Source organism: Pelagicoccus sp. SDUM812002, from assembly GCF_031127835.1.
Classification (GTDB): domain Bacteria; phylum Verrucomicrobiota; class Verrucomicrobiia; order Opitutales; family Opitutaceae; genus Pelagicoccus.
In genome coordinates this window covers 59389-84444 of sequence record NZ_JARXHX010000021.1, presented here as the reverse complement: position 1 = coordinate 84444, position 25056 = coordinate 59389, and the positions used below count along the sequence as shown (strand labels likewise).

General features: G+C 53.6%; 20 protein-coding genes and 1 riboswitch. Of the genes, 6 read left to right on the top strand and 14 right to left on the bottom strand.

Annotation, left to right across the window (positions count from 1 at the left end; all coding sequences use genetic code 11):
* Nucleotides 1-171: 171 nt before the first annotated feature.
* The 13 genes from QEH53_RS20740 to QEH53_RS20680 all read right to left on the bottom strand — a co-directional run bounded on the left by QEH53_RS20740 (nt 172) and on the right by QEH53_RS20680 (nt 15539).
* Nucleotides 172-2097, bottom strand: coding sequence for a methyl-accepting chemotaxis protein (locus tag QEH53_RS20740; protein WP_309025136.1), 1926 nt, complete (start codon nt 2095-2097; stop codon nt 172-174).
* Between the two features lie 66 nt (nt 2098-2163).
* On the bottom strand, nt 2164-2730 hold the full coding sequence (locus QEH53_RS20735) for a TonB family protein (RefSeq protein ID WP_309025135.1): 567 nt from the start codon (nt 2728-2730) through the stop codon (nt 2164-2166).
* 380 nt (nt 2731-3110) lie between these two features.
* Nucleotides 3111-4640: a glycine hydroxymethyltransferase gene (locus QEH53_RS20730; RefSeq protein ID WP_309025134.1), complete on the bottom strand. Its 1530-nt coding sequence runs from the start codon at nt 4638-4640 to the stop codon at nt 3111-3113.
* Nucleotides 4641-4675: 35 nt separating this feature from the next.
* Nucleotides 4676-4758: riboswitch (ZMP/ZTP riboswitch) on the bottom strand.
* Between the two features lie 97 nt (nt 4759-4855).
* Nucleotides 4856-6040: a HAMP domain-containing sensor histidine kinase gene (locus QEH53_RS20725; protein ID WP_309025133.1), complete on the bottom strand. Its 1185-nt coding sequence runs from the start codon at nt 6038-6040 to the stop codon at nt 4856-4858.
* A complete protein-coding gene (locus QEH53_RS20720) occupies nt 6040-7164 on the bottom strand; it encodes an FIST N-terminal domain-containing protein (RefSeq protein ID WP_309025132.1) in 1125 nt (374 codons plus the stop codon). Before QEH53_RS20720 ends, QEH53_RS20725 begins: the two co-directional genes overlap by 1 nt.
* A gap of 12 nt (nt 7165-7176) precedes the next feature.
* Nucleotides 7177-7542: a nucleotide pyrophosphohydrolase gene (locus QEH53_RS20715; protein ID WP_309025131.1), complete on the bottom strand. Its 366-nt coding sequence runs from the start codon at nt 7540-7542 to the stop codon at nt 7177-7179.
* 86 nt (nt 7543-7628) lie between these two features.
* Entirely contained in the window at nt 7629-8765 is a 1137-nt protein-coding gene (gene bshA, locus QEH53_RS20710; RefSeq protein ID WP_309025130.1) for an N-acetyl-alpha-D-glucosaminyl L-malate synthase BshA, read from the bottom strand.
* Nucleotides 8766-9482: a PIG-L family deacetylase gene (locus QEH53_RS20705; protein ID WP_309025129.1), complete on the bottom strand. Its 717-nt coding sequence runs from the start codon at nt 9480-9482 to the stop codon at nt 8766-8768. It lies immediately after the preceding gene.
* Complete coding sequence (locus tag QEH53_RS20700; protein WP_309025128.1) at nt 9469-10239, bottom strand: hypothetical protein; 771 nt, start codon at nt 10237-10239, stop codon at nt 9469-9471. The genes QEH53_RS20705 and QEH53_RS20700 overlap by 14 nt, the downstream gene beginning before the upstream one ends.
* Complete coding sequence (locus QEH53_RS20695) at nt 10236-11942, bottom strand: sodium:solute symporter (RefSeq protein WP_309025127.1); 1707 nt, start codon at nt 11940-11942, stop codon at nt 10236-10238. Before QEH53_RS20695 ends, QEH53_RS20700 begins: the two co-directional genes overlap by 4 nt.
* Nucleotides 11939-12079 (bottom strand): hypothetical protein, encoded by a 141-nt coding sequence (locus QEH53_RS20690; protein WP_309025126.1) that lies wholly within the window; start codon nt 12077-12079, stop codon nt 11939-11941. Before QEH53_RS20690 ends, QEH53_RS20695 begins: the two co-directional genes overlap by 4 nt.
* Nucleotides 12080-12085: 6 nt before the next feature.
* Complete coding sequence (locus QEH53_RS20685; protein ID WP_309025125.1) at nt 12086-14608, bottom strand: PIG-L family deacetylase; 2523 nt, start codon at nt 14606-14608, stop codon at nt 12086-12088.
* A gap of 79 nt (nt 14609-14687) precedes the next feature.
* Nucleotides 14688-15539, bottom strand: coding sequence for a DUF2911 domain-containing protein (locus tag QEH53_RS20680; RefSeq protein WP_309025124.1), 852 nt, complete (start codon nt 15537-15539; stop codon nt 14688-14690).
* Nucleotides 15540-15779: 240 nt separating this feature from the next.
* Between QEH53_RS20680 and QEH53_RS20675 the strand changes: the two genes are divergently transcribed.
* The 4 genes from QEH53_RS20675 to QEH53_RS20660 all read left to right on the top strand — a co-directional run bounded on the left by QEH53_RS20675 (nt 15780) and on the right by QEH53_RS20660 (nt 20740).
* A complete protein-coding gene (locus QEH53_RS20675; protein ID WP_309025123.1) occupies nt 15780-17081 on the top strand; it encodes an MFS transporter in 1302 nt (433 codons plus the stop codon).
* Between the two features lie 384 nt (nt 17082-17465).
* Nucleotides 17466-18659, top strand: a complete 1194-nt coding sequence (locus QEH53_RS20670; protein WP_309025122.1) for a hypothetical protein — start codon at nt 17466-17468, stop codon at nt 18657-18659.
* 30 nt (nt 18660-18689) lie between these two features.
* Complete coding sequence (locus tag QEH53_RS20665; protein ID WP_309025121.1) at nt 18690-19103, top strand: hypothetical protein; 414 nt, start codon at nt 18690-18692, stop codon at nt 19101-19103.
* 47 nt (nt 19104-19150) lie between these two features.
* Complete coding sequence (locus QEH53_RS20660; protein ID WP_309025120.1) at nt 19151-20740, top strand: methyl-accepting chemotaxis protein; 1590 nt, start codon at nt 19151-19153, stop codon at nt 20738-20740.
* Here QEH53_RS20660 and QEH53_RS20655 read toward each other — a convergent pair.
* Nucleotides 20737-21993: an RsmB/NOP family class I SAM-dependent RNA methyltransferase gene (locus tag QEH53_RS20655; RefSeq protein ID WP_309025119.1), complete on the bottom strand. Its 1257-nt coding sequence runs from the start codon at nt 21991-21993 to the stop codon at nt 20737-20739. The genes QEH53_RS20660 and QEH53_RS20655 overlap by 4 nt on opposite strands.
* Nucleotides 21994-22084: 91 nt before the next feature.
* Between QEH53_RS20655 and greA the strand changes: the two genes are divergently transcribed.
* On the top strand, nt 22085-23938 hold the full coding sequence (gene greA / locus QEH53_RS20650) for a transcription elongation factor GreA (protein WP_309025118.1): 1854 nt from the start codon (nt 22085-22087) through the stop codon (nt 23936-23938).
* A gap of 125 nt (nt 23939-24063) precedes the next feature.
* Complete coding sequence (locus QEH53_RS20645) at nt 24064-25002, top strand: metalloregulator ArsR/SmtB family transcription factor (protein WP_309025117.1); 939 nt, start codon at nt 24064-24066, stop codon at nt 25000-25002.
* Nucleotides 25003-25056: the final 54 nt, after the last annotated feature.

Here is a 25056-nt window from a genome sequence, read left to right as displayed (position 1 = left end):
CGTGCCGCAATTCCCTTCGCCTGCAATGCGGCGTGCCGCGAGCGGCAGCCCTACGTCCCGAATCACCTTCTTACCTAAACAGCAATTCCACTGCATTTGGTGATGAACCAAAAAAAAGACGCGCTCCGAGTGGGAAGCGCGTCTTGAAAGTATTTGGCGAACTAGGTCCGACTAGTTGTCCCACATGTCCGCAAACGCATCGTCCTTGACCGTTTGGTTCTTACGAGGCGCTGCAGAGCGAGGTGATGGTGAATCGAAGGAATTTTCGATTGGCGCCGAGTAGGAGCGAGCTACGGAGGAGGATTTGCTGCTACGAGCTCCACCATTTACCACGGCTACGAGATCTTGGATCGTCTGCTGCATGCTGTTCGATTGCTCGAGCAATACGCGGCTGGAAGAAGCGGTTTCCTCTGCTCCAGCTGCATTTCGTTGCGTAACGCTGTCCATGTTGTTGATCGAAGTCTGGATAAGACCTACGCCACGATTCTGCTCGGCTGAGGCGTCGGAGATTTGTCCCACGATCTCGTCCATCTTTTGCGTGTGGCTTACGATCGTTTGCAGGTTTTGAGCAACGCGCTGGTTGATTTCTACCCCACGCTCAGACTTCTGAACGGAGTTTTCAATCTTCTGGGCAGTGATAGAGGCAGCTTCAGCAGAGCGATGTGCGAGGTTGCGAACTTCGTCGGCAACCACAGCGAAACCTGCTCCGGACTCGCCAGCTCGGGCAGCTTCTACTGCGGCGTTGAGGGCGAGGATGTTGGTCTGGAAAGCGATTTCGTCGATGGTCTTGATAATGTTAGCGATATTGTCTGAGGACTCCTTGATGTCCTCCATGGCCGTGATCATGTCCTTCATGGACTCCGCGCCAGACTCCGCCGCAACACGGGCTTCGCTGGCGAGCTTCTTCGCGTTTTCAGCGTTCTGCGCGTTCTTCTCGGTCATAGCATTTACCTCCTCAAGAGATGAACTAGTCTCTTCGATCGAGGCCGCTTGCTCCGAAGAGTCCCGGGCTAGAGCTTCACTGCTGGCCGAAACTTGTTCGGAGGCAACGAGTGTTTCGGCGGCAGCGCCTTGGAGGCGTCCGACGATTTCGTCGATGCTGCGGGTGATTCCGCGAACGACATACCATCCGCCGACTGCGCCGATGGAGAGTCCAACTAAGCTGATCACGATGACTGAGAAGTTGACCGTCGCCTGGAGGCTTTCAGCATCCTCCTTCAGCTCGGTCTGGTGATCGCTGATGGTGCTCTGGTAAACTTCCATCTTGGCGACGAACTTAGGACCGACCGGTCTTAGCTCCGTGGCATCGATCTCGACAATACTCTTTAAAGTTTCAGCAAGCTCGTTGACTCCCTTCGAGTAACTGACGGAGACCTCCATGCTGCGAGCGAGCACGCGTTCCTTAAGTTCGTCCTTGAGGCTCTCGTCGAAGTCGACGTTCATCTGGTAATCATCTCTGAGAGTGCCGAGCTTCGTCGCGAGTTCCGCTACCTTGGCTTTGGCTTCAGCGATGTCTTCATCGTTATACTTGACGATAACTCGATTGATCGCCGAGTCAGACTCGAACATGCTTTGAAGAGCGGACGAGGTAGCGAACGCACCTGCGATGTCACCCTTCGCCTGGTCAGCCGAGAGGAGCTCCTTGAGCATGTTCTTGATTTCGCGACCGCCTGGCTGAACGACCTCGTCGAGCAGCTGGCTTTGCTTGCCCTTAAGCTTTACGATAGAATTGAAGGCAGCGTTGTAACCCTCCATCAGACCTTCCGCATCTTTGATAGCAGTCCGCGCCTTGGGGTCTTCAGCGGTCCGAAACAACTCTTTCAAATCAGAGGAAAGCGTTCCGTACATTTCGGAGTGATGCTCGACATGCTTGGGATCTGTCGAAGTTAGGTATTCGGCGATATTCGACCGCATGGACAAAGCGACATTTACTTTATCAGAGGCAGCGTTTCCGTCTTCTACACTTTCGGAGAATTCTCCGAATGAGTCGTTGAGCTTCGAAACCGCGACGTAAGACACGGTGGCAAGAACAACGAAGAAGGTGAGAGCTATCGCGATGGTGAAGCCAATTCTTTTGGCGAGTGACATTGAGCTCATTTTACAGGTGGGATGTGATGTGTTGCTTAGTTTTTGAGAGTCTTAGGCGTAGTCTCCGACCGGATACTAGCTGAGAGATGCCTCCTCGGCCTGAGGGGGCGGTGGGTTGTTTACAAACTTGAATGGTATTCGAAGCTTCGATCGAACCGACTTTCCTCCAACTTTGGCAGGTTCGAAAATCCAGGTTTTTGCAGCTTCCAGAGAGGGTGCTTCGAGATCTGTATGGGTCGACTTCTTGATCGAGGCGTGGATTACTTGTCCAGCTTCGTTCAAAACGAGGTCTACCGAGACAAGCCCTTTAAATTCTTCGGCGAGAAACTGCTCGGGAAGCGATGGCATCGAGCTCGCCTTGATAGCTGGCTGCACATCCCATTTCGTGTATACGTCCACCTTAAGCGGATTCTCCTTGGTCCATTCATCGATCGCAGCTCGCGAATCCGCATCAAACTCGGAAACGGCCGCGGCGATCTTGTCCTCCCCTACTCGCAGGTAGACCGAGCCACCTAAAACCTTGTAGATGTATCCATCGTACGAAGTGCCATCTGCCTTGATGTAAACATCCGCAAAGGCCCCGAGAATGGAAGAGAGTCCAAAAGCGGCCAAGGCGACAAGGCGTATGTAGTGTGCGTTCATTTTCGGTTAAGGGAGGTACTCAGCGCCGACTGAGTATGCAGCGCGGTCCCTGTCAGATCGGACACGACACTAAAAGCTTAAATCGGATTTTCCCTTCCCACCGAAAATCAGTGAAAACACTAGGATCTTGAGGCCCTTTCGGAATCGTTTTACAAAGCCTTGGCTCTTGCGTGCAAAGCGACGGTGTCAATAGGTCCCGAGAGGTTTCGGACCTGTAAAAGTCGTTTCCACAGGTTCAAGGGAATGGTGCTCAAGACCACTCCTTTCTAAAATAACCCTCCCGATGTGCCTAGGCATACCGCTCCGATACGAAAAGGCGCGCCCCCCGTCTAGGGTGAGCGCGCCTTGGTTCCGAAACGTTACTGCGCAGCGGCAGCGGCTTAGCCGCCGAAACTCGCCTTGAGGAAATCGAGGTCGATCTCTGGATAGAGGACGAACTCGTCGAGCAACGCCTTCACGCGGCCGCGGGCTTCAGCTATGACTTCGTCAGAAAGCTCGTACTTCACCTTGCTCTGCTGGCCGGCATTTTTGCCGGTGGCGATCGTCGCAGGCTTGGTGTTGGAAAGGATCAGCTTAAAGATCGACGCAATCTCCTTCATCTGCTCGACGCCCATGCCGAGCGAGGTGACTGCTGGAGCACCGACTCGGAGACCACTTGTGTAGTGAGGGCCGTTAGGGTCGAAAGGCAGCGAGTTGCGATTCAAGGTAACACCGGCTTCGCGAACTGCCGCTTCCGCCTGGCGCCCGTTGAGGCCGAAGCTGGTCACGTTGATCAAAAGCAGGTGGTTGTCCGATCCGCCGGTGGCGATGTTCAGACCTTCCGCGATCATCGCATCCGCCATCGCGCTCGTGTTTTCCACCACCTTGGCCGCGTATTCCTTGAACTCTGGCTTGAGTGCTTCTTGGAAAGCGATCGCCTTGGCTGCCATGACGTGCGGAAGCGGGCCACCGATAACGAGCGGACAGCCCTTGTCTACGAATTCGGCAAACTCCTTCTTACAAAGAACGATCCCGCCGCGTGGACCGCGAAGCGTCTTATGGGTTGTGGATGTAACAACGTCCGCAAATGGCATCGGGTTAAAGTCACCTTCGAAAACATCGCCAGCTACCAGACCTGCGAAGTGGGCCATGTCGACCATGAGAACGGCGCCCACCTTGTCAGCGATTTCCTTCATGCGGCGGAAGTTTACCTTGCGAGGATAAGCGGAGTAACCTGCGAGCAAGATGAGTGGCTTCACCTCTTCGGCTTGCTTTTCGAGAGCGTCGTAATCGAGCAGGCCTGTTTCTTCGCTAACGGAATAGCTGTAGGCATCGAAGAATTGGGCAGATACGTTGAAGCGGTATCCGTGAGTGAGGTGCCCGCCTGAGTAGTAGTCGAGGCCGAGCATGCGCTGGTTGCCCATGGCTGCACGAACCTTGTTCCAGTCTTCGCGGGAAAGTTTCGCCGGATTCGGTTCGCCCAGGGCTTCCATGGTTGGAACGCCGACCTTGGCTTGGAGAATTGCCCAAAAGGCGATCATGTTCGCGTCCGCACCAGAGTGCGGCTGCACGTAGGCGTGCTCTGCCTTGAAGAGTTCGCAAGCGAGGCGGCAAGCTTCCGACTCGATATCGTCGATGTTGTCGCAACCCGCATAGTACCGAGAGCCAGCGAATCCCTCTGCATACTTGTCGGTCAACAAATTGCCCATGGCAGCCTGTGTATTGGTGGAGGTGTAATTCTCGGAGGCGATGAGCTTGAGATTGCTGCGTTGGTCTTCGAGCTCCTTGACAATCGAACGGGCAATTCCCGGGTTCACTTCTGCAACCTGCTGCAAATTAGCGAGATAGCTAACCATAGCGGGCGAGATAGACTCGAATGAACGGGAGGACAAGTAGTCCTGCAGTGGTGAGGCGGCGGTGGTTTCACTCATGATGATTCTCTATTTGGAAGCGGTTTTTCTCTGAAAAGTTCTACCCAGGCGCGCGATAGAACTGAACCGCTTCCCAGCGGTCAATCCCGCCTTTGCTTCGCCAGTCGCAATTGGGAAAAAAGCTGCTGCCTGCTCCTAAGTCAATGCGAAGTCCGAGGAGATTTGCAGCGCTTCATCCAGTTTGTCGCGACCTGCCAGACACGAGCGGCTGCCCTTCAAAGGCTTAGGGAAAAACAAGAACCTCTTCCCTGCCCTTCGCTTTTGACAGAGAGACTCCATTCATTCGCTTCGCAGATGAGATTGACCCTCGGTAGGCTAAATCCATAGCCGCCTTCGCTGCGTTTGTGTTCGGGCATCTGGCAGGGTTTAAAAACCTTCCGCAAATCCTCCGCCTCGATGCCAACGCCTCGATCCGTTACGCTGAAGGTCCCCTTATCGTCCGCCCGTTCGAAGCTGATGCGGATACTCTGCTCCCATGCAGAGAAGTTGACCGCGTTTTCCAAGATGACCTGCAAGACGAACACGAGACCCTCCTTGTCAGCGACCAGGTAGCCCTCCCAATCTCCCTCGAAGATCAGGGTAAGTTCTTTCGAAACCAGTTTCGGCATCAGAGTAGCCTGCAAGGCCGACTCGAGTTCCCGCAAATCGAGCTGCTGCATTTCTCCTCGCCGCTTTTGCCGCGCTTCTTCGAAATAGGAGCTGGCTAGCTGGGCAAGCGTAGAGATACGGCTGAAGCCTTTGCGCACGAAGTCTAGGTACCGAGCATTCTCGGGGCTGAGAGACTTGCTCTCCATCATGTTCAAGCTACCTATCCAATTGAGTGGAGTGTTGAGCTCATGCGAGATGTATTGAATGAAGGAAAGCTTGTCCGCGTCGAACTCCGCCAGCCGCTCGTTCGCTTCCGCCAAGCGGTGTTCGCTTTCAACAAGCGCCTCCTTTTGCAGGCAGGCGTTCAATGCGTTCGCGAGTTTAGCATTCAGTGCAGCCAAGGCATTGATAGTGTGCTCGTCTAATGGCCCACCACTCTTCACCAAAACGAGGATACCAAAGTCCGGCAGGGAAAAGAAATAAGCGTACTCCTCATCCATTGTGCTGTGCGAAAACGGCAGCTCCTTTTTGAGATCACCGAGGCCTTGAGGGTCGTAGCTCCGCTGCAGAAAGGTGTTCACGATGTGGATCGCTCGATTCGCAGCCGCTTTTTTGGGCAGCTGGTAAAACGGCTCTAACTCGATGGCCCCGTCGACCCTCTCGATCGTCCGTAGAAGGCAGCCGGCCGATAAATTCAGCTTACGAAGGTACTTGCCCAAGCAGTCCTTGAGCATCTTCCGATATTCCAAGCCTGTACCGATCGACATGGAAATCTCATAGTAGATCTGCTGTTCTTCCGCGCGCAGTAGCATTAGGCTTCGATCACAGCCACGACGGCCGTCTTGTTATAAAATTCCAAGTAGTCTTTTCGATTATTGGCAATCTCTCCCAAGCTCAACACGCCAAAAGTTGGCGTCTTCGTGTCAATCGAGAGGGCTTCCAGCTCGCGGACGAATTCCGCCCCGAGGAAGAGGTAGCGAGAAATGCAATCGACAAGAAATACCGCTCGCCGGTCTACGCGTCCTTCAAACGAGTCACGCCCTCTGCGAAGCGCTTCTTTGGCCGCGGCGATAAGGGAAGCAGGGTCTCCCTTTAGGATGTGGACGAAGGCCTGCTGTGGTACTTCTCCTATACAGACGATCTCGTTGTTCGGTCCCAACGAAACAGGATCCCGCACGATCTTCTCCGCGGCAAGGCGACTGATCCCAAAAGGATAGCTGCTCGCGATCTCAAAAAAATCCTTGCTGGCAAAAACATTGCCTGCATGGGCCTCTACCGTTTCGCGATAGACCTCGTAAGCCGGCTGCCAATCGAGCGATACCACGGTGTTCCGACGAGACTCAGTTACCTCGAAAGGTCCTTCCAAATCCTGCCAGCCATGCGAAACCCCAATTCCTGTCTGCATGTTAGTAAATGCTAAAACGGCGCAATCCATGACCATCCCTCGATTAGTGAACAGGCACGGCCGTTGCTCCAAACTCAAAGATCCAGCTCCTCCGCCAATGTAGTTCGCCTCCAAGCCAAAAACCGCAAATAGGTCCTCGACCAAGTCATTGATGCGAGTGGACAAGCCATCCACGAACACCATCACCGTGCGGGTTTTTGACAGGTCGACATCAAGGCTTTCAAGACGGTCCTCGAACCCATCCTCGACAACGCTGAGACCCGGGATCGTTTCGACCTGCAGAGGCTCGCTCAAACCCACAATAACGAAGCCTTTCTCCATGCGGGTCGTGCCGGAAATGATCTGCGGGAAGACTCCCCCTGCAACCGGAAGTTTCTGAGCCTTCAGAATCGGATCGACCGACTCGGCAGCGTAGCCATTTCCGTCACAAGCGAGCACTAGAAGAGAGGCGACACCCGGCTGCGACGCGACCTCGGCAAGGCCTGAAGCTAGGTCCGATACTGCAATACTTGAACTGCTCTTTATTGGCATCTCAAATGAAGCTTAACTCCGTTTGTCAGAGTTTCCCTTGGCTAAATCGACCGGATAGCGGCGGGCGTTTTTTTTCATCTTCCGATCAATGGCTACGGCTAGGTCGACGCCACCGCGATTGGCAATCTGCAAAGCATAGATGACCACGTCGGCAAGCTCGTCTTCCACCGCTTCACGCTTGGCAGGGTCTCGCAAAAGCTCATCACACTGTTCTCCTTCCAACCATTGAAAGGGCTCCATCAATTCGGCAGCCTCCACCGCCAGAGCTACGCTGAGGTTCTTGAGCGTGTGGAACTGCTCCCACTCGCGGTCTCGGGCAAACTCAGCAACTCGGGTCTTCAGAGCAGCGATTGGGGTATCCTCGTCCGTGTTAGACATAGCTAACCACTCAACCGGTACATCGCCATAAAGCGAGTTCCGAGCCCCAATCTAAGCAAAGCCACTTAACTAACTTTACAGGTAAACTAATCGCCCGCTAAGGCTTTCTCGTAACAAGCTAAGTACTGCGGAACGATACGCTCAGCCGTGAAACGCAGCTCCGCTCGCTCCTTCGCGGCCCTCCCTAGCGTCCGGGCGCGTTCGGGGTTTTCGATCAACGAGTCGATTTTGGCAGCCATTCCATCGCAATCTCCAAACTCGCAAAGCAAACCGGAACGTCCTTCTTCCATCACTTCGGGAATTCCTCCCACACGAAAGGCCAAAGAAGCCTTTCCGAGGAACATTCCCTCCAGGATGCTGAGGCAGAAACTCTCCGTCTCGGAAGTGTAAATCCCCAAATCGCTGGCCTCGATGTAGTCCTCCACCGGATACCCATTTTCCCTAACGATCACCGTCTCCTCCAATCCCAGCTCCTCAACTTTCTCGGCAAAGCTGTCAAACGAGTTACCTGCAAGGATGATAAGCTTCAGGCGGGAGCGAAGACGGCACCGTGCCACCGATTCTAGCAGAAGGTCGATTCGCTTGACCGAGCGCAGGTTCGAAGCGTGAAACAGGGTGAAGCAATCTCCGACTCCCAACTCCTCGCGCATCTTCTCCCGCGTCGAGGTCGGTTGCCCCGGCGTGTAGAAATTATGGATCACCTCGACTTGCTTGCCTACGTCGAAAACTTCCTCCGTGGCGCGTCTCAGGCTATCCGAAACCGTGGTCACTCGATCCGAGTGCTGTAGCGAATACTCGATGGCTCGTCGGTAGTTCGGATCCCGCCCAAGCAAAGTCGTATCTGTGCCATGCAAGGTCGTTACGATCCGGAGACGGTCCTGCTTCGCCATTCGCTTGGCGATATAGGCAGCTGTCGCATGCGGTACCGCGTAGTGAGCATGGATGATGTCAAGATGCGCCTGATCCGCGACCTCGGCGATCTTCACTGCGAGGGGTAACGTATAGTCTGCGTATTCGAAAAGCTTGTACTTGGAAACCGCAACTGGGTGAAACTTGATACGGGGCAAACTCGTATCCAAGCGTACCGGCTTCGCGTAACTGAAAACGTGAACATCGTGGCCTCGAGCAGCGAGCTCCATTGCCAGAGCCGAGGCGAGTATTCCGCTGCCTCCCACTAGCGGGTAGCAGGCGATGCCGATTTTGAGGAGTTTGTCGGAGTGCACCTAGAACAAACGAATCCCACGCGGTGCCGAATTCAACCCATTCACCAGAACGGGATCGTTCGGCCAAAGGGCTTGAGCGTATTCGCACCCGGTTTGCAGTCCCAAAGACCTCGCCCGCGAAACCTGAAGCTCTAAATAGCGGCGGGTTTTCATTTGAGACCGATGGCAATTCATCATTTCCCGCCAAGCATCGATCTGCAATGAAACGTCGAAAACGAAGGGTTGTTGCGGAGTTGGTTCAGCGCTTGGGGTAATCGCGTAGTAATAAAGCGACTCGATGGCATGGGGCTTCAGTTCAGACAACTCAGCGATCCCTGCGTATCGAGCGAGCCGAGCTGCATCCCGTGCTAAATTTCCAATTACAGGATGGTCTGGGTGTTGGTTTTCCACCAGGCTTGGAGCCAGCAGGATATTGGCTTTGGTCTGCCTAATCTTGAGAGCGATACTCAAAGCGTTTTCTGGGGTCGCCACAATCTTACCGTCACCGCCGCAGTCGATGAACTCTACGCTGGCTCCACACCGAGCTGCAGCAGCTTGGCTCTCCTTCTTACGCTCCTCGGGAGTGCCATTGCTCCCCGATTCTCCTTTCGAGCAAACCAGAAAATGAATACGGCTCCCTAATTCGGCTTCCTTCAACAAAATCGCGCCACAACCAAACTCGATGTCATCTGGGTGTGCTCCTACCACTAAGATCGATGTTTCCTTACTCTCCGACATAAGCTTCGTCGCTGCACTCAATGGGGTCTCTTTCAATAAACTCGATCTCAGGAGCTTCGTCTTTGTTCAAGTACTTAATCTCCCCTGCTCCCGCGATGTAATGCGTGCACTTAAGAACGGATTGCATCCAACGCAGCCGCGTGTCGCGGGTGGGCGTCACCTTCCCTTTGTCGCTCGGATCCGCCTCCACCGGTAAATAGGAGCTACCGCCACGATGCAGGGCGAATCCATCTCCGTGCTTTCGAGCTCTCACAAGCTCGCCGTCCAAAAAGGTATCCACAAAATAGTCGTCTACCGAAATCGCTTTGCAGCGAAACTCCGCGGAACCTGACCGCTCAATTCGCATTCCCTCTAGCAAGCCCATCCCGCGATACATCGCCAAACAAAAGTCAGCCACGCAATCCTCTTGTATGGATGAGAACAGCTCCGCCATGTCCTCACTCACGAATTGAGGCAATTGACGCGCGGTATTCGCCTGCCAATCACGATCGACACGCTTAGCAAACAGCGGCGTATATTTTTTCTGGATCTTATTTTCGAAGGCGAAGTTCAAGCTATGCAGCTCGCCCGTTTTCAAATGCTTTAGTTTCGTTTGCGTCTCTCGCGGATCATGGTCGCAATCATGATAGAAGAAGACGATCTCGCCTCCAATCTCTTTTTGCAGACGTCTGGCCGTCCAGATTTTGGATACAAGAAAACGCTTGGGAAAAAAGCCACAGGGTTGTTGCCCAAAGCAAATCACTGGTTCGGCACTCATGCTTGTTCTTCCTTCCCTCCGTTTCGGAACACCGTCATCTGCAGAATATAAGACAGCATCATCACCAAACCGCAACCTATCAAGTTGTACCAAAGGTATCCAATTTCCAAAGTATTGTACATAATCAGCACGGTTAGCTGGCTAATTATAGCGGAGACAAAGACCGCTGTGCCTCGAACAGACTTCACAAAAAAAGCGACAAGGAACATTCCCAGAATTCCTCCATAAAATAGCGAACCAAGGATGTTAACCGCCTCGATCAAATTCTCCACGAGGTTAGCGTAGAGAGCGAAAAAAATCGCCAGTCCACCCCACGCCGCTGTCAGGATTCGAGATACCAAGACATAGTGAGCATCCGTCTGCCCTCCCTTCGCAATCCGTCGATAAAAGTCTACCATGGTCGTAGATCCCAGAGCGTTCAGCTCTGAGGCTGTCGACGACATTGCCGCCGCGAAGATTACGGCGACGAGTAGTCCGATCAGCCCCTCGGGCAGGTAATTGAGGATGAAGGTGATAAAAACGTAGTCGGAGTCTTTCGCTTCAAGATCCTCGCCCGCTTTGCCAATCAGCTCTTTGACATCAGCCCGCACTGCGAGCGCTTGAGACTCGAGAGCCACCGCCCTTTCCTTAGACGCAGCAATCACAGATTCATCCCCTGCTCCGAGATCCAGAGCCAACTGCCGCACTGCGACCGCTCGCTCTCCCACAACCGAAGCGTAACGCTCCTGAAGCGTCACCATCTCTGCAGCGTATTCAGTTTCCGACACAACGTCTAAAGTCGCTTGATTGAAGAAAACGGGTGGCTCCTCGAAGAGGTAGAATACGAATACCATCACCCCTACAAACAGAATAAAGAACTGCATCGGGATTTTCACGACTGCATTGAACAACAGCCCGAAACGGCTAGCGCTCACCGAGCTCCCAGCGAGGTAACGCTGCACCTGGGATTGATCCGTTCCGAAGTAGGAAAGCGACAAAAACAAACCACCGAAGAGTCCCGACCAAAAGGTATAGCGTTCTTCGATATCGAACGAGAAGTTGACAACTTCCAACTTATCCATGGCCCCCGCGACAGAGAGAGCTGACGCGAAAGAAACATCTTCGGGCAAATTACCGATGATCATAGCAAAAGCCACAAACATGCCAATCAGGATGATACCCATCTGGTAGCGTTGAGTGATGCTCACTGCCTTGGTCCCGCCTGAAACTGTGTAGATCACGACAAGAGCCCCTACCAACACGATCGTCAGATCGAGATTCCAACCGAGAAGCGAAGAGATCACGATCGCTGGAGCATAGATCGTTATCCCCGCTGCTAGACCTCTTTGTACCAGAAATAGAAAAGCTCCAAGGTACCGCGTTTTGGAATCGAAGCGTTGCCCTAAGTATTCATAGGACGTATACACGTTTAGTCTTCGATAAATCGGAATAAAAAATACACAGATAAAAATAATGGCGAAGGGCATGCCAAAATAGTTCTGCACGAAGCCCATTCCATCGTCATACGCCTTTCCTGGCGTTGACAGAAATGTAATAGCACTCGCCTGAGTCGCCATCACTGAAAGGCCAATCGTCCCCCACTTGATCGAGTCGTCGCCTTTTAGGTAACCTTGCAAACCTCCGCTACTGCGAGTCCGCCACATTCCGTAAACTGCGATTCCGACGAGCGTGCCCAATAGCACAACGTAATCTAAAGTGCTCACGAGTAATACTGGGTAAACAAATAGAAAGCGATCACCTCGACCACGAAGAAGAGGGCTACGAACCAATAGACTCGTCTCCAACTACCGAATACAGGAGCATTTTCGGGCTCCTGCTTTTTCTTATCCAATTCAGTCATGATCGCTTAGAGTCCTTCGCTCGAGCTGCGGTCGTGACCGAGAGAGAGCAAGTTTGCAAAAATTCGGTAGGCGCCTGGCACACCGGCGGGCAACTGACGAAACCAAGATATGCCGGTGTAGACAAAGTACCCTTCACCGTGCTCCGCGACCAACAAGCTGCCGTCGCTCGCGGGTTCACCGGGATCGCTGATCGAGAAGATTGGCACGAAGGCGTCATCCCACGAATTCGGGAAGTAAAGCCCTCTCTCTTGGGTCCAAGAATCGAAATCTCGAGCAGAAATACGGTTCGGCGTCGTCATGACTGGATGCTCGGGCGCCATCACGCGAACTTGAGCGAACTCGTCCGTTACCCGATCTCGAGAAATCGATATCGGATAAGGCGCCAGCTTATCCGTTTTGAGGCCACGATTCGTATTGTACTGCACGATAACGGTACCTCCCTCCTCCGAAAAACGGAAAAGGTCTTCCATGATGGCATCGATGTTTTCTACCGTATTGTAGGCACGGATACCAACCACTACCGTGTCGATTCCTTCGAGAGCATTGAGATTGAACCCATCCGCGGAAAGCTCCACGACATCAAATCCTATCTCGCGAATACTGGCTGGCACCACATCGCCTGCGCCTGGCAGATAACCAACACGTTGGCCCAAGCGAGCAACCTCCAAGCTGACTGCACTCGTAGCTGCAGAAGCAAAGACAGTCTGTTCGGGAATGTGCTCGTACTCGATTTGCGCCACCGACTTATCATAAGCTCCCGAGAGAGTCGATAACCGCGCCGTTAAGCTAACTTCTTCCGACACAGGACGAGGCGTGACTGTGAAAACATAGCTGCGCTCGCCTCCGCTACGAATTCGCTCCACTTCGATCTGAGTGGGCTCAACTGACCAACCTTCAGGTAAATCGAGCGTGAGCTGGCCGGAAACATCGTCGAGCAACGCAGCTACGGTCACCTCGACCTGACGGCTCTCATAGTTGGGGAAGAGACTGACCGGATTGGAAAATTCTACTGATGCTGAAGGCAGATTCAAAACAGGTCGAATCGTCTCCCCTTTCGCCGGGTCCACATCTCGGTACTGAATTGGCAGACCTACGACGATGGAGCTATCCATGACCTCGATTGCTACTTCAGCGTAGAAAGCGGGGTCGTTTTCCGCCTTGCCGATCAGTAGCTGATCCTCGACGTCAAACATGCCAAGAGTTCCTGCCTTCTCCAACCAATAAGGCTGCGGCAATGGAGTATCGCTCGGTACATGAGCTGTAATCGTGTGGCTAATACGTTCGTTGAAAGGTAAGTCCAATTCCGGATTCTCCGCACGATCTATAAGAGGGACCGCTACACCTACCAAGCGCGCTGGAATCTGAGAGCGATTAATAAGCTCCACCGAAATTCTCATGGCGTCGCCATTGCGGATATAGTGATCCGAGCTGAGAGCCCGTACATCGACCCCCATGCTAGCAAGTACGATCTGGTCCAGCTCAGCGCGCTTGCGAAGTGACCATTCCGTCTCCGGAAGCGCCTCGATCGCAGCACGAAGATCAAGAAGCGCTCCGACGGAATCCGAGGGAGAGGTGACGTCAAACTCCTTGATCACCTGAGTGAGCTTAGCCTGGACTGTATCCGATTTTTCAACGCGATCCCAAGTCGTATCGACCCCACTGAAGATATCACCTTCGACCGGCGCTCCGACGAGGTGCTGGAAATACTCGATCCGTGATCCGCGATCGATGCTCGTGCCGAAGCCTTGACTCAGATGCTTGCTGCGACTGGCGGAGGCGATTTCATTGTACGATTTGCCAAGCAAGGGATCGAATACACCCACATCGATTCGGGTATATTTCTCTTCGTCGAAATCGTTTTCTCGAAAGAACCAACTACTGGTATTCCACACGACCCGTTTAGCTTGCCACGTATCCACATACTGGAGCTGCTCTGGGAAGCGCTCAGCATCCGCTGCCGCCTCGAATGCTTCCAGGGCTAAGATCGCGGACGCCGTGTGGTGGCCGTGCGTACGTCCAGGCTCCGTACCAAAACGCGTGATCAAAACGTCCGGTTGGAAATTGCGAATAACCCAGACCGTATCCGCTAGGACTTGCTCGCGATCCCAAATCCGAAACGTCTCGTCCGGATGCTTTGAAAAACCAAAGTCCTTGGCACGACTAAAAAACTGCTGTCCCCCGTCGACTTTTCGCGCCTCGAGAAGCTCTTGCGTGCGAATAACCCCTAACTCATCCCGCAACTCCGGACCAATCAAGTTTTGCCCGCCATCACCGCGAGTCAGAGACAAGTAAGCCGTATCATATTTGCGGCCGAGCGAAAGATAGGAGATCAGGTTCGTATTTTCGTCATCCGGGTGGGCAGCTACATAAAGGGCACGGCCCAGCGTATCCAGCTTTTGGAGCGACCATAGAATTTCGGAGCCCGTTTGCGGTTCAGGAGCATTGACTGCCTGAGCTTGCAATAGGCTCGCGGAAGACGCGAGCGAGAGCAAGCAACAGCTCACGTTTCGAAAGAGATCTGAAGGCATAATAGATGTGGGAGGTGCAAGATCAGGAAAAGGAGAAATCCGCCACGAGTATCGAAGGCGGATTTTTTTGAAAGGGCTGCTAGAGTTTAGCGAGAATGTCTTGGGCGATTTTCTGGTAGTCAGGATTGCCCCCTGCCGTGGCAAGTTCTAGCGTCTTTTCCGCTGACGCCTTCGCCGCTTCATTCATGCCGAGGTCTACTTCGATGCGAGCCTTGCGGGCAAACATCCAATAGGCAGGACGCTCGCTGGACTCACAGGCCTTGCTCACCCACTGCAGCGCCGTTTCTAGATCTTTACCTGCTTCGTGGTAGTAGGTCCCGGCATTGAAGAGGACGCTCGGCTTTTCAAACGCGGGAGTCCCCTTGAGCTCGTCTATTTGGGCCATCACCTTTTGCGCGGTCGGCACTTCGAGAGGCATTGAGATACGCGTGCGGTCCCAATCCAGAGAGAGCACAGCTCCATCATTGCGAAGCGCATCTATGCTGAAAGTCATCGATTCAACGGAGTGCTCCAAGCGAGTCGGCTCTACCTTGAAGCGAACTAAGTCACCCTCTGGATCGTAACCCATGGAGCCCCAAAGATCCGTGCTCTTGTAGACGATGACCGTCCATTCATTTTTGCCTGGAATGGTGTAGAGGGCGTATTGACCAGCCGGTATCGCTTCCCCGCCGAGCGTTACGTCATCGCTGAAGCTGATCTTGCTCGGCTGGTTCGCGCCCGTTCTCCAAACCTCTCCATAGGGCACTAGTCCACCGAAAATTTCGCGGCCCTTGATGCTCGGACGCGAGTAGTCGATAGCGACTTCGGTCAAGCCCACTGTCTGCTCTAAGACAGAGTGAGGGCTAGCTGCGGGTGTATTCAGTTGAGCGGATGCGGACACTGAAAGGAACATGGCAAACCCAGCAAGGGCCGCGCGCTTTTGGAAAGGCATCAATTGAATCATAGGTACTTGTGTTTCGAAGAAGGATTAGGTGAGTGCGTGTGCCGCGAAATAGTCCAGGGCACGCAAGATATACTCCGAAAGCCACTCTTTGGCTGCAGGTTTTTTCCCCGAGACGGAAATACACGAGGCCGCCCAGTCCATCGCAAAAACGGGCGGTGATGAGCCTCTCCCCTTTGCGCTTGCCTGCCCTATCACGCCCCCTAATAAACGACGCCCTTGAGCCAAGCTATGGAACAGTCCCCTAAGAAGAGCCTTTCGCTCGGAGTCATTTTTCTGACGATTTTCATCGATCTCGTCGGCTTCAGCGTGATCTTCCCGCTCTTTCCCTCGATGCTCGACTACTACCTCGAGCTCGATGGGCAGCATGGCATTCTCGCTTGGATCCTCGAGCAGCTCGCTCGAGTGACCGATGGATCGGACCGCTTTACACCAGTCCTCTTCGGAGGCATTCTCGGTTCGCTCTATGCCGCTTTGCAGTTCGTCTTCGCGCCGATCTGGGGCTCCCTTTCCGATCGGATCGGACGCCGTAGTGTCCTGCTCATGACAACAGCCGGCACCTTCCTCAGCTACTTCGTCTGGCTTTTCGCAGGCAACTTCGCCTTGCTTATCGTCGCTCGCCTCCTCGGCGGAGCCATGGCGGGCAACCTCTCCGTAGCAACAGCTGCGGTGGCAGATGTCACCACCAAAGAAAACCGATCGAAAGGCATGGGTATGGTCGGCGCGGCCTTCGGACTTGGCTTCGTAGTCGGTCCCGCGATCGGAGGCGTTTGCGCGATGTTCAATCCCCTCGATTGGAATCCCGGGCTCGCAACTGCTGGCATCAACCCATTTTCCACGGTTGCCCTTGTGGCGTGCGCCCTTTCTCTCGTTAACATTCTTTGGGTAAGGTCTCGGTTCGTCGAATCCCTGCCTCCCGAAAAACGCGGTGAAGGCACCCAATCACGCAACCCCCTCAAGCGGATCTTCCAGCCCCAGTCACGCGCGGTCCTGCGCACGAACATCGCTTACCTCATTTTTATTTTCGCGTTTAGCGGAATGGAGTTCACCCTGTCGTTTCTAGGAGTCCAACGCTTCGGCTACTCTCCCGTCGATATCACTTTGATGATGGTTTTCATAGGCTTCATCCTCATTCTCGTACAAGGAGGAATCGTACGCCGCCTCGCTCCAAAAATTGGGGAAAAGGCAACCGCTCTGGGTGGTCTCACCTTGGTGGCTATCGGCCTAGCGTTGCTCTCCCAAGCAGAAACGCAAGGAGCGCTCTATGTCGGCCTCGCCTTCATGGCATTCGGCTCCGGCCTCAGTATTCCCACTCTCACTTCTTTGGTATCGCTCTACGCCAAGCCGGAGGAGCAAGGAGCCGCTCTCGGAGTTTTCCGTTCCATTGGCTCCTTAGGCCGCGCGGTCGGCCCCATAACCGCCAGCCTCATTTTCTGGTGGTACGGCTCAGACATGCTTTACCTCATCGGCGCCGCCATCGTGGCGGCATCCGTAGTCCTTTGCTTGCGATTGCCGAAGCCGGCCAAGTCGTGAGCGGACTTGATGTCATAGGTTAATCACCCCCTCCGCGGGTGACCTTTCGCAAGCAAGAAAAATGAAGGAGCCTGCCACAGAGCAGCCTCCCTCCTAAGCTCTGCGTCAGTTCTGCGATCAACGGCTGTGCCTTCTTACTCGCCGGTCGTTCGAAGCCTTCTTCCTGATGAGGTAAATTCCTCATTCATAAAATATTACCACCCCAGCTCTTTTGAAAAACCTTTGAAACAAGGTTTTTCTCCTAGAAAGGATGAACGAAAGGGCTCATGTACGCGGGATTCGTCCGATAGGAGCACTGTCGTCTAATGGCATTGGCCCGAAATCCAAGACTGCACTCTCGCAGACCTTCGATCGACTAAAACTCTCACTCTAATCGGAAAATATATGACTAAGAAGCATATCGTAACGGCTGCCCTCGCAGCACTCACTGCAGCGCAAGCATCCTTCGCTAGTGAGGTCACCTTCGGTGGCTTCCTGAGCAACGGCTATATCAAGTCCAGCGCCAATAACTACTTGGTAGATTCGGAAGAAGGAGACTTCGACTTCGCTGAAGTAGGAATTAACGCCAATTGGTCTCCTTTTGATCGAGCGACAGTCCGTGGACAGCTCTTCGCGTTCGAAGTAGGCAACTACGGAAATTTCGATCCAAAGATCGACTACCTCTTCTTCGACTACAACGTTGTGCCATCATTCGGTCTGAGAGTTGGTAGGGTAAAGCGTGCTGAAGGCATCTACACCGATATTCAAGATATCGACGTCGCTCGTACCTCCGTGCTGCTTCCAATCGGCATGTACGATCCTCGATACAGAGATTTCACTGCTTCTGTTGATGGTGGATCGATCTACGGAAACTTTCAGATCGGCAACCACAGCTTCGAGTACACCGCTTTCCACGGTGATATAGATTCCAATCCAAATAGCGGTATTGCCGCCTACGCGTTGACCAAGATCGGAGCAAGCCTCGAAAATGCGACGTTAACAAAGTTCGAAGCGCAGACTGACACAGGGGCTCAACTATGGTGGTACACCCCGATATCTGGCCTTCGATTCGGAGCGGCACATTCTAGCTTAGATACATTCAACATCGTAGTGTCGGCCCAGATACCTTACCTCGGCTATCCTATCCAATCAGAGACACTCGCTTCTTCTAAGAACACTACTTTCTCTTCAGAATACTTCGTTGGTGACTGGACTTTCGTCGCCGAGTATCGGGAAACTGAAATCAAGAGCAGAAACCTAACTACGATAGCCGGGATGACGGAGGGATGGGGACCAGAAGCGAGATCAAAAGGATATTCTTGGTACCTCAGCGCGTCGCGTCGGTTCTTGGAAAAATTTGAGGCAGGAGCAACGATCGCCGAGTGGGTGGAGAATGAAGAAACCAATTCTTTACCTAGCGAGATTCAAAACGATCGCCAGTTTTCTCTTCGGTACAACGCCACGGACTATTGGACTCTAAAGGCTGAATTCCACCTCCTAGAAGGTACCAACCGACTCTTCAATCAGCTAGGTCAAAATCAAGGTCCGCTGGACTCGAAGTGGAACATGATCGCGACCAAAAGCACCTTCTCCTTCTAGACTTACATCGAACTTTAAAAACTTAAAGAAATGAAGACTCTCATCAAAAGTCTAGTGATCGCGAGCGCTACGCTCGTATCCGTTAACTTGATTCAAGCCGCTCCGGCTGTCGTGGTAAACTCCGACAACGCCGATGCCGTCGACGGTGAAAGCCTCAACGCTTACCTAGTTGGCAAACGAAAATTCTGGGAAGGAGGCAGCGAAGTCGTCATCGCAGTGCTTAAGGACGACGCAGACGCGAACGGCGCTCTGGAGCAATTCACAAAAATGGACGACTCTCGATTCAAGAGCCACTGGCAACGCCTCGCTTTTAGCGGACGCGGTACAATGCCCAAGCAGTTCTCAGACCCGGAAGCTCTGGTAGCGTTCATCAAGCTCAACAAAGGGGCAATCGGTCTCGTCACCGACACCGCCGACCTCTCTGGCGTCAAAAAAGTAAACTAGAGTCCCACGCAAACTTACCCGCACACACTCTCTTCCCACGAAGTCTCATGACCTCCCTCAAAAATCTAAACCTTAAGAATTGCTTTCGCTTCATCAACGGAGCCCTCGCAATTCTAGCAGCCCTAATCGTTGTCGAAGGGATCTACATGTTCCGCTCGACTCGGTCAGGAAGCGAGATCGTCAACGACTTCCAAAGAGAGAGTGTGCCCAGTCAGCAACTACTGAACGAACTCCAACAAACCTCGCTCAAGTTCGAGATAGCCAATCTTGGATACATCTTCGGCCAAAGCGAAGAGATTAAAAAAGCAAAGGAAAGCGAGGCGATTCAGCTGGCTAAGCAAGCCCACACTTCCATTGATGAACTCGAATCGCTCACTTCCGCTTCCGAAGTCGCTGCCCATATCAATGCAATCCGTACCGCCTTCGATTCTTACGCGAATAAGACCCAAGAGATTCGCAAGCTTCTCAAAGAGGATATGTTCTTCGAAGCGGTAGAGCTGTGGGACAAGGATATACCGGTCCTCAACGCGAACCTTCGCGCATCCGTTCTCAAAGGCGAAACCGCAGTCTCTGCCGTCTACGACGAATCCGTGCAGACAACGACCGAGAGCTTCGAACAACTCTCCTCAAACATTTCGCTGTTCAGCGTAGTCAATGTCGCCCTAGCTCTAGTGATCGCCATCTTCTCCGGATTCGCTTCCCTCAAGACCAAGAGCATCCTCGCTCGTTTGCTCCAGTCTCTCACCGGCAGCGCCGATCAAGTCTCCAATACCGCCAACGAACTCGTCGGAGCAGCTGAACGCTCCTCACAGTCCAGCGAAACGGGAGCAATCCTTCTGGCCACCACGACGGAGTCGATGATGAACCAGGCGAACATGACGCAAACAACAGCTGTCAATTCACGAGCCGCTGACGATATCACCAGCGATTGCTTCAAGCGCTTCGAAAACACACGCGACACTATCCTAGAACTCGACAAGTCGATGCAGCAAATTTCGGAATCAGGTTCCGAAACGCAGAAGATCATCAAGACCATTAACGAGATTGCCTTCCAGACCAATTTGCTCGCCCTCAACGCTGCCGTCGAGGCGGCTCGCGCCGGCGAAGCAGGAGCAGGGTTCGCAATCGTCGCGGACGAAGTTCGCAATCTCGCCATCCGCTCCGCAGAAGCGGCCAACAGCAGTTCTATGCTGATCGAAAAGTCCGCGCAAAACATCGAGACGGGTAGCAAGATCGTGAAGGAGACCTGCGATTCCTTCGACGAAGTTTCAGGAATGATGCAAACGGTCAGCACACACATCCGCGAGATCGCGGACGAAACAGACAAACAAGCTGCATCTATTCAAGAGATGACCGCCTCCATCGCTGAACTCTCCGGCAGCACCGAGGAAAACAAACGTTTCGCCACCGAGACAGTTGCCTCCTGCCGCGGCTTGCAAGAGCAGTCTGGAAATTTGGATACCGTCGTGAACGAGCTCATTCAACTCTCCGGAGATTCCTCGAAGCCAAGCTCCACACCTCAAAAGCGTGCTGCTACGGTGCCTTCTCCTAGCCGGTCGAGCCATAATTCATTCGAGGTCAGCCGTAACCAGCAACCGGTAGCGGCTCAAAACAACTTCGACGAACTCTGGAACTAACAGCTCGTATTTCGGAGCAGGAATACGCCTGCTCCATCTCGAGCATCCCTCCAAGGCAAGCTCAACTTCGACTCCTCTAGAGCGAAGGGCTTGCCTTTTTCCGTTTCTAAGAAGGCCGACACCACGCTCTCGTTTTCATCCGTATCCACGCTGCAGGTACTATAGACCAATGCTCCACCATCCTTCACAAAGCCTGATGCGGATGCCAGCAACCGCCCCTGTAATTCCACCAAATCAACCAGTCCCTCAGGCGATTGACGCCAACGAGCATCCACTTTGTGCTGCAAAACTCCAGAATTGCTGCAAGGAGCGTCCAAGAGGACACCGTCAAAAACGCCGACTGATTCTTGCTCCAATTCGAAAATATCAGCCGCAAGGGCTCGCACCCGCTTCGCTTGGTATCGATCGTAGTTACCTTTCATTCGCTCGAAACGTGGTCCGGCCAAGTCGACAGAGACAATCTCCCGAATCTCCGTCGGGGCAATGCTATCCATAAACAAGCCCTTACCGCCGGGTGCAGCGCAAAGATCGAGCAGCCTTCCCTGTCCGACCGCATCCAGTAAAAGGCTCGGAGCCAGAGAAGCCGCGGGATTCTGCACATAAAGACGCCCCGCTTCTATTAAAGGAGAGATCACCCTCCAGCTTCCTGGCTCAACTCGAAAGAAAGGCGATCCATCGCCCAAAGGCTTCAATTCTTCCAACTCCTCGGGATCCCATTGCCAACGAGCGAACACACCCGCCTCGGCTTGATTCCATCGCAAAAAGGCAACCGTTTCCTCGAGTCCGAACTGCTCGATCCAGCGGTTAACCAGCCATTCCGGATGGCTGTATCGCCAGGCCAAATCCTTGGCGGCGCTTGGCTCCATACACAAGAGCTCCGGCAATCGACCCGCCACTTTCCGGAGCACCGCGTTGGCCAACCCCTTCTCAACTTTGCTAAACCGCTTTCCGATTCGCTCAACCGCATGGTGCACGATTTTCGCACCGCGATCCGGATTTTCCATCAGCTCTCGGCTCGCCACCAACAAGCTCGCCCATACCAACGGCTTGGGTCTACGACGTAAAAACTCGTCCAGAGCTCTCTCCAGCAAACGAATATGCCGAACAGTCCCGAAGAGCAAAGACTGGCAGGTGCGACGCTTTCCCGAGTCCCATTGGGGTGGCATTTGCTCCAGCAGATGGGACATCCGCGCGGGTTTGCGCGAAAAATTCGCCACTAATTCTACCGCTACACTCCAGGAATCATCGCTCATAAAAAGAAGCTCTCTATTCATGATCTGCCTGTCTCATTGACAACTCCATAAAAAGGCTCCTCTCTTATTCCTTTAGTCTCTTTACACGACGATGAACGAAGAAGCCGTATTGGAAATCATTTCGAGAAAGCCAGAGCTGAAGGCAGCAAAGGTCAAACTGGAGGCTATGCAGCCGGGCAACTACTGCATCCACCAAAGCTGGGGATTCGGTCAGATCAAAGACTACGATGCGTCTGAGAACAAGCTGGTCATCGACTTCGAAGGCAAGGAAGGCCACCGCATGGACCCCGGTTTCTGCGTGAATACCATGCAAGTCCTGCTCCCCGACCATGTGCTCGTCCAAAAGGAACTCGAGCCGGCAGCCGTCGAAGAGCTCATCGCCAAGGAGCCTGCCCAGCTGATCGTAAACCTTCTCAAGCAGTATCCGAACAATGCTGCAAGCACCGCCGAAATCGAAAGCGTGCTCGCTCGCGTTATCGGCCCGATCAAGTACAAAAAGTGGTGGACCGCTACGAAGAAGCTGCTCGCTAAGGATCCACGCATCTCCGTGCCCGCCCGCAAAACTGGCATGTACATCCTCCGAGACGAACCTGTCACTCTAGAAGAAGAACTCATCGAGGACTACAACTCCACCCAGTCCGCTAAGCGCCGCGTCATCATCGCGGAAGCATTGCTCGATTCGGTCGGCGACAAGCTCGAAGAGCATCGCGACCAGCTCGGACTCATTCTCCACACTTTGGCAACCGCCGTTCGCGAGTCCAACCAGCTCACTTCTGCGGAGAAGCTAAAAGGAGCGTGGATTCGCAACGACATAGCTCGCTTGCTCGATATCGACGTGGAAACCTTCGAACCTTCCGTGGTACAGATACTGTCCGACATCGACGGTCTCGACCATCTCATCGACGAACTGCCAACCAACTCCCAAGGCCGCGCTCTCAAGGCGATCAAGGCTTCTCATCCCGCGGACTGGAAGGAAATCTGTTTCTCGCTCCTCAAGAACAGCTCTGGAAAGTTCACCACGGACAGCGTCAACTTCCTCGTCGAAAATGGCTTCGCCGACGAAATCAAGGAAACCTTCCTTCGCTGGCAAACTGAGCAAAACCTCAAGGAGCCCGTTCTCCTTTGGATCGTAAAGAACCGTAACTCCAAGAAGTACTCGGATCTCGTTCACGACATGATCCTCCCACGTTTGCTCAACTCTATCTTCTTCGCGATCGATTACGAAGCGCTGCAGTCGTCTACTTCGCGACGCATCCCTCTCGCCGATATTCTCAGCGAGGACAAGGAGCTCATTCCCGACCTCCTTGCGACCGCCGATGCAGAAACAGCTCGCGACCTTGCGAACAACCTCCTGCTCAACCAAGGATTCGAGGAACTCACCAAGAAGTCGCTGCTCGCTCGTTTCATCAAGCTCTTCCCAGGCGTCCAGTCACTGCTCGAGTCCGACGAAACCCAAGAGAGCCAAGGCCTCATGGTCTCCAAGGGAAGCTACGAGAAGGCTGTCGCGGAATTCGACGATATCGTTACCAAGAAGATTCCAGAGAACTCCCAAGCCATTGCCGAAGCGCGCGAACTGGGCGACCTCAAGGAAAACTCCGAGTACAAGATGGCCAAGCAGGACCAGCAGATTCTCATGTCCCGCCGCAACCTTCTCGAAGCCGACATCAAGCGCGCCCAGATCACCGACTTCACATCCGCGACCACCGAGACCGTTGGTATCGGAAATGTCGTTACACTGAAAGACGAGAAGGACGGTTCGGAAGTCACTTACACCTTGCTCGGCGCTTGGGACGGCGATCCAGAGAACTTCGTAATCTCCTATCTCACACCTTTGGGTAAGAGCATGCTCGGCAAGCGTATCGGTGACGAAGTTTCCGTTTCCGTTGATTCCAACGAAACCAAGCTCACCATTAAGGACATCACGCGATACATCGACGCGAAGTAGACTGTATCCAAGTTTCAAATTTCCAAACGTCGCTTCTTCACCGAGGCGGCGTTTTTCGTACCTAAGCCCGTCACTAGCAACATTTTCCCTTTCACTTTTCGTCCTTCACTCTTCACTCTCTTCCAATGAAACCAGCCTGGGACACCCTAAAAACCCTTGCCGACCCGACCCGCTTGAGAATCCTTAACCTACTCTCTCGCGACGAACTCTCGGTAGCAGAGCTGCAGGACGCTCTCGGCATGGCCCAGTCTCGCATCTCCTCTCAGCTTGCCGTCCTCCGCCAATCCGACCTCGTCGCCGACCGACGTGAAGGCAAAAAGTCGTTCTACTCGCTTTCCCCTAATATCCCATCACCTGAATCGACTCTCCTCAAAGCGGCCCTTTCCGCCGCCGAGGACTCAGCTGAAATCAAAGAAGACACGGCAAATCTGGACCACGTCATTGCCAAGCGCCGCCGCCAGGCGGAAGAGTACTTCAACCTTATCGCCGGTCGCCTCGGCAAAAATTACTGCCCCGGACGATCATGGGAAGGCATCGGACACTTCCTCCTCTACCTCGTGCCGCATATTCGCGTCGTCGATTTGGGAGCTGGCGAAGGACTCATTTCCCAACTCCTCGCTCGCCACGCCGAGCGCGTCTACTGCGTCGATAGCTCCCCCCGTATGGTGGAAGTCGGGACCGAGCTGGCAAAACGTAACAAGCTGGACAATCTCGAATATATCCACGGCGACATCGAGGAAACCTCGTTGCCCGACCAATCCGTGCACCTCGCGCTCCTCAGTCAAGCTCTCCACCACGCCCTACACCCTGAGCGGGCGATCTCCGAAGCCTTTCGTCTTCTCAAACCTGGAGGACGACTCGTCATCCTCGACCTCAAGGAGCACAATTTCGAAAAAGCCCATGAGCTCTACGCCGACCGCTGGCTGGGCTTCTCAGAGAACAAGCTACACAACTGGCTCAAAGAGGCAGGATTCGAAAACGTGGAGGTCACTGCCGTCGCCAAAGAGGAATTCGAACCGCAATTCGAAACGCTCCTCGCCAGCGGAGTTCGTCCGCAAGAATAGCGTAAGACCTTAACCCACTGCCCCAGACGATCATACGGGAGCGTTCGTCCCCTC